This window comes from Bartonella sp. AP9QHHD, from assembly GCF_042195625.1.
Classification (GTDB): domain Bacteria; phylum Pseudomonadota; class Alphaproteobacteria; order Rhizobiales; family Rhizobiaceae; genus Bartonella.
Genome location: NZ_JBHIOP010000090.1, coordinates 71,273 through 79,579, shown reverse-complemented (window position 1 = coordinate 79,579; position 8,307 = coordinate 71,273). Strand labels below are relative to the sequence as shown.

The 8,307-nt window shown below is 41.6% G+C and carries 7 protein-coding genes, 1 tRNA gene and 1 pseudogene; all 9 read left to right on the top strand.

What is annotated here, in order from left to right; translation table 11 throughout:
- Window positions 1-69: pseudogene (locus tag ACFIK4_RS08140) on the top strand (elongation factor Tu); the annotation flags it as partial.
- Window positions 70-116: 47 nt separating this feature from the next.
- A tRNA-Trp gene (locus tag ACFIK4_RS08135) sits at window positions 117-192 on the top strand.
- A gap of 199 nt (window positions 193-391) precedes the next feature.
- A complete protein-coding gene (gene secE, locus ACFIK4_RS08130) occupies window positions 392-604 on the top strand; it encodes a preprotein translocase subunit SecE (protein WP_273790652.1) in 213 nt (70 codons plus the stop codon).
- 20 nt (window positions 605-624) lie between these two features.
- Window positions 625-1,155, top strand: a complete 531-nt coding sequence (nusG, locus tag ACFIK4_RS08125) for a transcription termination/antitermination protein NusG (RefSeq protein WP_273790740.1) — start codon at window positions 625-627, stop codon at window positions 1,153-1,155.
- Between the two features lie 150 nt (window positions 1,156-1,305).
- Window positions 1,306-1,734 (top strand): 50S ribosomal protein L11, encoded by a 429-nt coding sequence (gene rplK, locus ACFIK4_RS08120; protein ID WP_273723157.1) that lies wholly within the window; start codon window positions 1,306-1,308, stop codon window positions 1,732-1,734.
- A 4-nt stretch (window positions 1,735-1,738) separates the two neighbouring features.
- The gene (gene rplA, locus ACFIK4_RS08115; RefSeq protein WP_375613460.1) at window positions 1,739-2,443 is read left to right on the top strand and encodes a 50S ribosomal protein L1; all 705 of its coding nucleotides are present in this window, start codon (window positions 1,739-1,741) and stop codon (window positions 2,441-2,443) included.
- 354 nt (window positions 2,444-2,797) lie between these two features.
- Complete coding sequence (gene rplJ, locus ACFIK4_RS08110; RefSeq protein ID WP_012755027.1) at window positions 2,798-3,316, top strand: 50S ribosomal protein L10; 519 nt, start codon at window positions 2,798-2,800, stop codon at window positions 3,314-3,316.
- Window positions 3,317-3,417: 101 nt separating this feature from the next.
- Entirely contained in the window at window positions 3,418-3,789 is a 372-nt protein-coding gene (gene rplL / locus ACFIK4_RS08105) for a 50S ribosomal protein L7/L12 (RefSeq protein ID WP_273790654.1), read from the top strand.
- Between the two features lie 289 nt (window positions 3,790-4,078).
- Window positions 4,079-8,227, top strand: a complete 4,149-nt coding sequence (gene rpoB / locus ACFIK4_RS08100; RefSeq protein WP_375613462.1) for a DNA-directed RNA polymerase subunit beta — start codon at window positions 4,079-4,081, stop codon at window positions 8,225-8,227.
- Window positions 8,228-8,307: the final 80 nt, after the last annotated feature.

Here is an 8,307-nt window from a genome sequence, read left to right as displayed (position 1 = left end):
CTTCGTTTTGCTATTCGTGAAGGTGGTCGTACTGTTGGTGCCGGTATCGTCTCTAAGATCATTGAATAAATAATGCTTGTTAAAGGGGTGTTAAAAGTGTTTTAGTTTTGAAAGTTAGGGGTATAGCTCAGTTGGTAGAGCGGCGGTCTCCAAAACCGCAGGTCGCGGGTTCAAGTCCTGCTGCCCCTGCCAAAGGGGGATTTTACATATAAGGGAGTGGATTTTGCTGCCTTTTTCGCTTTTTTTGATATGGGGCTTGTTTTTTTGTGTGTGAAACGGTATTGAATAGAAAGTAAGGAAATTGCATAAGTCTGAAAGTTGGCTTTTGCGTTTTTTCCTGTTTATTTTGTTCTATAAAACACAATAGGATTAGAGAGAGTATAGTGTGACGATGGCATCTAAAACCAATCCGATTACCTTTTTGAAGCAGGTTTATGCAGAAACAATTAAAGTGAAATGGCCTACACGTCGTGAGACGGTTATTTCTACTATTATGGTTTTGTTGGTAACTGCATTGGCTTCAGCTTTCTTTTTTATTGTGGATCAGGTTATGCATTTTGGTGTTTGGCGGGTTATTGATCTTCTGAAATATCTTTTTAGTTGAGAATGTAAGGAAGTGTGACTGTGGCAGCTCGTTGGTATATTGTTCAGGCATATTCAAATTTTGAAAAGAAAGTAGCGGAAGCTATTGATAAGGAGGCAAAGCAAAAGGGACTTGATCATCTTTTTGAAAAGATTTTTGTTCCAACAGAGCGTGTTGTAGAGGTTCGTCGTGGACGCAAAGTTGATACTGAGCGAAAATTTTTTCCTGGTTATGTTCTTGTTCGTGCTGAGTTAACAGATGAAGTTTATCATCTTATTAAGAATACGCCTAAAGTGACAGGTTTTTTAGGGTCGGATGCGCGTCCTGTTCCTATTTCTGATCGAGAGGTTGAGCAAATTCTCAAACAAGTTCAGGAAAGGGTTGAGTCTCCAAAGTCCTCTGTATTGTTTGAGGTTGGAGAGCAAGTTCGCGTTGCTGATGGTCCTTTTGTTTCGTTTAATGGAATTGTTCAAGAGGTTGAAGAAGAGCGCTCTCGTCTTAAGGTTGAAGTGCTTATTTTTGGGCGTCCTACGCCTGTTGATTTGGAATTTGGTCAGGTTGAAAAACTCTGATTAAACTTAGAGTAGTTTTAATTACTTTAAGGAAGGAGTGGGAGGTGATTTATAGCTTTTGTCGGCTTAATGATCCGAACCACGTGACTGCAAGCGGGTAACGGGCAAGATGAATTGTCAGTATACCAGTGAAATTAAAGGCAGATTGTTATGGCAAAAAAAAGTATAGGTCAGCTTAAGTTGCAGGTTCCTGCAGGAGCTGCTACTCCATCTCCACCAATTGGTCCAGCTCTTGGGCAGCGTGGTATTAATATCATGGAATTTTGTAAGGCGTTTAATGCAGCGACACAAGAAATGGAAAAGGGGGCACCGATTCCAGTTGTTATTACGTATTACCAAGATAAGTCTTTCACCTTTTCTCTCAAGACGCCTCCTGTATCATTCTTTTTAAAGAAGGAAGCAAACCTGAAATCTGGCTCAAAAGAGCCTGGTAAAGTGTCTGTAGGAAGCATTTCTCGCGATAAAATTCGTTCGATTGCGGAATCAAAGATGAAAGATCTTAATGCGAATGACATTGAGGCAGCAATGCGTATGGTTGAAGGTTCTGCTCGCTCGATGGGCTTGGAAGTGGTGGGCTAATATTATGGCAAAAGTAGCAAAAAGAATAAAAAATATCCGAAAAGATATTGATTTTAATGAACTCTACGCTTTAAAAGATGCCGTTTCAATGGTTAAGGAGCGTGCCGTTGCTAAGTTTGATGAAACAATCGAAATTTCAATGAACTTGGGTGTTGATCCTCGTCATGCTGATCAAATGGTTCGAGGCGTTGCTCATTTGCCTAATGGAACAGGGAGAAATATTCGTGTTGCCGTTTTTGCTCGTGGGGATAAGGCTGAGGAAGCTAAGGCGGCAGGAGCTGATATTGTGGGTGCCGAAGATTTATTTGAAAGCGTTAATAGAGGGACTATAGATTTTGATCGTTGTATTGCAACGCCAGACATGATGCCTCTTGTTGGTCGTCTTGGTAAGATTCTTGGTCCACGGAGTTTGATGCCTAATCCGAAAGTTGGTACTGTAACACTTGATGTCGCCGGTGCTGTCAAAGCTTCTAAAGGTGGTGCTGTTGAGTTTCGTGTGGAAAAAGCTGGTATTGTGCATGCTGGTATTGGTAAGGCTTCTTTTGGTGTTGAAAAAATCGTAGAAAATATAAAAGCCTTTGCAAGTGCAGTTATTAAAGCCAAACCGCAAGGTGCAAAAGGTGAGTATATTAAGCGCGTTGCTGTTTCGTCGACTATGGGAATTGGTGTTAAAGTTGATCCAGCAACGGTTCGTTCAGAGCTAGTATAAGCTGATTTATAATTTTGTTTTGGGGTATGGGAATATCAAAATTGTATTTAAAATGCTGATTTTGATCAGCTCGCTATCTAAGCTTTATAGGGCTTAGGTTGTACCGGGAGAAATTCCGGAATATCCTGTCCGAGATTGTAGGTGATGCTTTTAAGTATCTTAATCAAAAAAACCTGCATGAGACTGGGGTAAAAACTGAGAGTTAAAAGACTTAAAGGGTTTGAGCCAAGGTTGCCTTTGAACGCTGTGCGTGAAAAAGGGGACAGGATCCTCATCGGTGACATGAAGTATTTTATGTTATCAAAGGTAACCAACAGGTTTGTTTTAAGCAAATCTGTTAAATGGAGAGAGACAGTGAATAGAGCGGAAAAACGCGAATTTGTTACATGGCTTAACGAGGCTTTTCGGAAGTCTGGTTCTGTTGTTGTTGCACATTATTCCGGTCTGACAGTTTCACAGATGAATGATCTGCGTTCGAAAATGGGTGAAGCTGGCGGTGCCGTTAAGGTCGCCAAAAACCGTCTTGCTAAAATCGCTCTTCAGGGCACGGAATCTGAATCGATAGTGGGTTTGTTTACTGGACAAACACTTATTGCTTATTCAGAAGATCCAATCACAGCACCGAAAGTTGCTGTTGATTTTGCGAAAAGCAATGACAAATTTGTCATACTTGGCGGTTCAATGGGTGCAACAAGTTTAACTGTAGATGCTGTGAAGTCATTGGCTTCATTGCCTTCATTAAACGAGTTGCGTGCAAAACTTGTGGGTATGATTTCTACCCCTGCGACCCGTATTGCACAGGTTGTTAATGCCCCTGCTGGTCAGGTTGCACGTGTCATTGGAGCATATGCTCAGGAGGATAAGGCGGCTTAAGGCTGTTTGTATTCACGTTTATGGAAGAGCTTTAATGCTTTTCTGTTTTTTTGAATAAGATTTAATAATGGTTCAAATCTTTTAATTGAAGGAATTTAAAAATGGCTGATCTAGAGAAGATCGTAGAAGACCTTTCTAATCTAACCCTTTTGGAAGCCGCTGAGCTTTCTAAGTTACTTGAAGAAAAGTGGGGAGTTTCGGCTGCTGCTCCTGTAGCTGTCGCTGCTGTTGCTGGTGCTGCTGCTCCAGCTGCTGAAGAAAAAACAGAATTTGATGTTATTCTTGTTGAAGGTGGCGCACAAAAAATTAATGTTATTAAGGAAGTTCGTGCTCTTACTGGACTTGGTCTTAAAGAAGCTAAAGATCTGGTTGAAGGTGCACCTAAGCCTATTAAAGAGGCTGCTTCTAAAGAAGAAGCAGAAAAAATTAAATCTCAACTTGAAGCTGCCGGTGCTAAGGTGGAACTTAAGTAAATTTAATTTTATCGGCGGGCATTTATGTTCGCCGATTTTCTTTCTCTTAATACAAAGAGGGAAAATAATGAGTAAAAAACTTTTCCCAATGGTTTCGTAACAGGAATGGGATAGGTTTGGATTACTTACCCCTTCATCATAGAGTCAAAGAGATAAATGGCTTATGTTGGTGGGGAAAGTTAATGATGCTCATTATTGAGTGTCAAGTGAACTGGTCTGCATATGCAGGTTAATGGTATAAGGCTTTCAAGGTTGGTCTACCTTGAAGAGTAAAGATCAAGGAGCGACGATGGCTCAGACTCACGCAATGATGTCTCAATTCAATGGTCGTAAGCGCGTACGGAAATTTTTTGGTAAGATTCCTGAAGTAGCAGAAATGCCGAATCTTATTGAGGTTCAAAAAGCCTCATACGATCAATTTCTCATGGTTGAGGAACCGAAAGGTGGGCGACCAGATGAAGGTTTGCAAGCTGTTTTTAAATCGGTTTTTCCTATTTCAGATTTTTCCGGTACAGCTATGCTTGAGTTTGTAGGTTATGAATTTGATTTACCAAAATTTGATGTTGAAGAGTGCCGTCAACGTGATTTAACTTATGCTGCCCCATTAAAGGTCATATTGCGTTTGATTGTTTTTGATGTTGATGAGGATACTGGCTCCAAAGATATCAAAGACATTAAAGAGCAAGGCGTTTATATGGGCGATATGCCTTTAATGACGACGAATGGTACCTTTATTGTTAATGGTACGGAGCGTGTTATTGTTTCTCAGATGCATCGTTCTCCTGGTGTCTTTTTTGACCATGATAAAGGAAAGTCCCATTCATCAGGAAAGCTTCTTTTTGCTGCTCGTGTTATTCCGTATCGTGGTTCTTGGCTTGATATTGAGTTTGATGCTAAGGACATCATTTATGCGCGTATTGATCGACGGCGCAAGGTTCCTGTTACTAGTCTTTTGATGGCATTAGGTATGGATGCGTCGGATATTTTATCGACGTTTTATGATAAAGTGACTTATGAGCGTGATGGAGAAGGATGGCGAGTTCCTTATTCTGTGGATCGCTTTAAAGGAATGAAGCTCATTTCTGACCTTATAGATGCAGATAGTGGTGAAGTCGTTGCGGAGGCTGGTAAAAAATTAACAGTTCGTACTGCGAAGTCTTTGGTAGAAAAAGGACTTAAAGCGGTTAAAGTTAGTGAAGATGATTTATTAGGTTGTTATCTAGCCGAAGATATCGTCAATTACGAAACAGGTGAAATCTACCTTGAAGCTGGTGATGAAATTGACGAAAAAGTATTAAAAGTTCTGCTCGATGTTAGTGCTGATCAAGTCAATATTCTTGATATTGATCACATGAATATTGGCGCTTACATCCGCAATACTTTGAAGGTGGATAAAAATGAAAGTCGGCAGGATGCGTTATTTGATATTTACCGGGTGATGCGTCCAGGTGAACCTCCAACAATCGATACAGCAGAAGCAATGTTCCATTCATTGTTTTTTGATCCAGAGCGTTATGATCTTTCAGCTGTCGGGCGTGTTAAGATGAATTTACGTATGGATCTTGATTGTCCAGACACAGTTCGCATTTTACGCCAAGAGGATATTCTTGCTGTTGTTAAGATGTTGGTTGAATTGCGTGATGGACGTGGTGAAATTGATGATATTGATAATCTTGGCAACCGTCGCGTTCGTTCCGTCGGGGAGTTGATGGAAAATCAATATCGCATTGGTCTTCTTCGTATGGAACGTGCGATAAAAGAGCGTATGTCATCGGTTGAAATTGATACAGTTATGCCACAGGATTTGATCAATGCAAAGCCTGCGGCAGCAGCAGTCCGTGAATTTTTTGGGTCTTCACAATTGTCGCAGTTTATGGATCAAACCAATCCATTGTCAGAAATTACCCATAAGCGCCGTCTTTCTGCTCTTGGTCCAGGTGGTTTGACTCGTGAACGTGCGGGTTTTGAAGTCCGTGACGTACATCCTACGCATTATGGTCGTATTTGTCCGATTGAAACACCAGAAGGCCCCAATATTGGTCTGATTAACTCCTTAGCAACATTTGCGCGAGTTAACAAATATGGCTTTATTGAAAGCCCATATCGAAAAATTATTGATGGAAAAGTCACAAAAGAAGTTATTTATCTTTCAGCGATGGAAGAAGCAAAGCATTATGTCGCTCAGGCTAATTCTTCATTAGATAACGAAGGTCGTTTTATAGAAGAGTTTGTTGTTTGCCGTCATGCTGGTGAAGTTTTAATGGCGCCGCGTGATCATGTTGATTTGATGGATGTTTCACCAAAACAGTTGGTTTCAGTTGCAGCAGCGCTTATTCCTTTTTTGGAAAATGATGATGCGAATCGTGCGCTTATGGGATCGAACATGCAGCGTCAAGCAGTTCCTCTTGTACGCGCTGAAGCGCCATTTGTTGGGACGGGAATGGAATCTATAGTTGCGCGCGATTCAGGAGCTGCTGTGAGTGCAAAACGTAGTGGTGTTGTTGATCAAGTCGATGCTACCCGTATTGTTATCCGTGCAACAGAAGATTTAGATCCTTCAAAATCAGGCGTTGATATTTACCGCTTACAGAAATTTCAGCGTTCTAATCAGTCCACTTGTATTAATCAGCGTCCTCTTGTACATGTCGGTGATAGGGTAGAGAAAGGTGATATCATTGCAGATGGTCCATCCACGGATCTTGGTGATTTGGCTCTTGGGCGGAATGTTCTCGTAGCCTTTATGCCTTGGAATGGATACAATTATGAAGATTCTATTTTGTTATCCGAGCGCATTGTTGCTGATGATGTGTTTACTTCAATTCATATCGAGGAATTTGAAGTTGCGGCACGCGATACAAAACTTGGACCTGAGGAAATTACGCGCGACATTCCTAATGTTGCGGAAGAAGCGTTAAGAAATCTTGATGAAGCTGGCATTATTTATATTGGTGCTGAAGTTCAACCAGGTGATATTTTAGTTGGAAAGATTACCCCGAAAGGTGAAAGTCCCATGACGCCGGAAGAAAAGCTTCTGCGTGCAATTTTTGGGGAAAAGGCATCCGATGTTCGTGATACTTCTATGCGTATGCCTCCTGGGACTTTTGGTACTGTTGTTGAAGTTCGCGTTTTTAATCGCCATGGCGTGGAAAAAGATGAACGTGCGATGGCAATTGAGCGTGAAGAAATTGAGCGTTTAGCAAAAGACCGTGATGATGAACAGTCTATTCTTGATCGCAATGTTTATGCGCGCCTCACCGATATGTTGACAGGTAAAGTTGCTGTAGAAGGTCCGAAAGGCTTTTCGGGTAGTAAAAAGCTTGATAGTACAGTAATGGGGCATTATCCGCGATCCCAGTGGTGGCAATTTGCTGTTGAGGATGAAAAGCTTCAAAATGAAATTGAAGCTTTGCGCAAGCAATATGATGAATCAAAAGAAGCATTACAACGTCGCTTTATGGATAAGGTTGAAAAGGTCCAAAGAGGTGATGAAATGCCTCCTGGTGTCATGAAAATGGTGAAAGTTTTTGTGGCTGTGAAGCGCAAAATCCAACCAGGTGACAAGATGGCGGGACGTCACGGGAATAAGGGTGTTGTTTCACGTATTCTTCCCGTAGAAGATATGCCATTTCTTGAAGATGGGACCCATGCTGATATCGTCTTGAATCCGCTGGGTGTGCCTAGTCGTATGAATGTTGGACAAATTCTTGAAACGCATCTTGGTTGGGCATGTGCGGGGATGGGCAAGAAGATTGGTGCTTTGTTAGAGTTATATCAAGAGACTGGGGATATATTGCCGTTGCGTCAGCGTATTGAAAATCTTATGCCTGATGATAATCATAATGAACCAGTTCGTCAGTATGATAATGAAAGCCTTTACAAATTGGCCTTGCAGATGAAGAAAGGGGTTTCAATTGCAACGCCTGTTTTTGATGGAGCACATGAGTCTGATATTAACATGATGCTGGAAGACGCAGGCTTAGATAGTTCAGGGCAGGTTACGCTTTATGATGGTCGTACTGGGGAGCCTTTTGATCGTCCAGTAACGGTGGGATATATTTACATGTTGAAATTGCATCACCTTGTTGATGATAAGATTCATGCGCGTTCTATTGGTCCCTATTCACTTGTTACGCAGCAGCCATTAGGAGGTAAGGCACAATTTGGTGGTCAGCGTTTTGGTGAAATGGAGGTATGGGCGCTTGAAGCTTATGGTGCTGCATACACTTTGCAGGAGATGCTAACAGTAAAATCAGATGATGTGGCTGGTCGAACAAAAGTCTATGAGGCAATTGTGCGTGGTGATGATACATTTGAGGCAGGTATACCCGAAAGCTTTAATGTGTTGGTAAAAGAAATGCGCTCACTTGCTCTTAATGTGGAGCTTGATGATGCGCGTGAACTTATTGCACAGCGGGCATTGTCTGATACGGCAGAATAATAATTCAAGGAGCGCACTAGAAAAGGGCTGCGCTCTTATTACTTTAAGAGGCTCAATAACCTTATTAAGGCTATACAGGT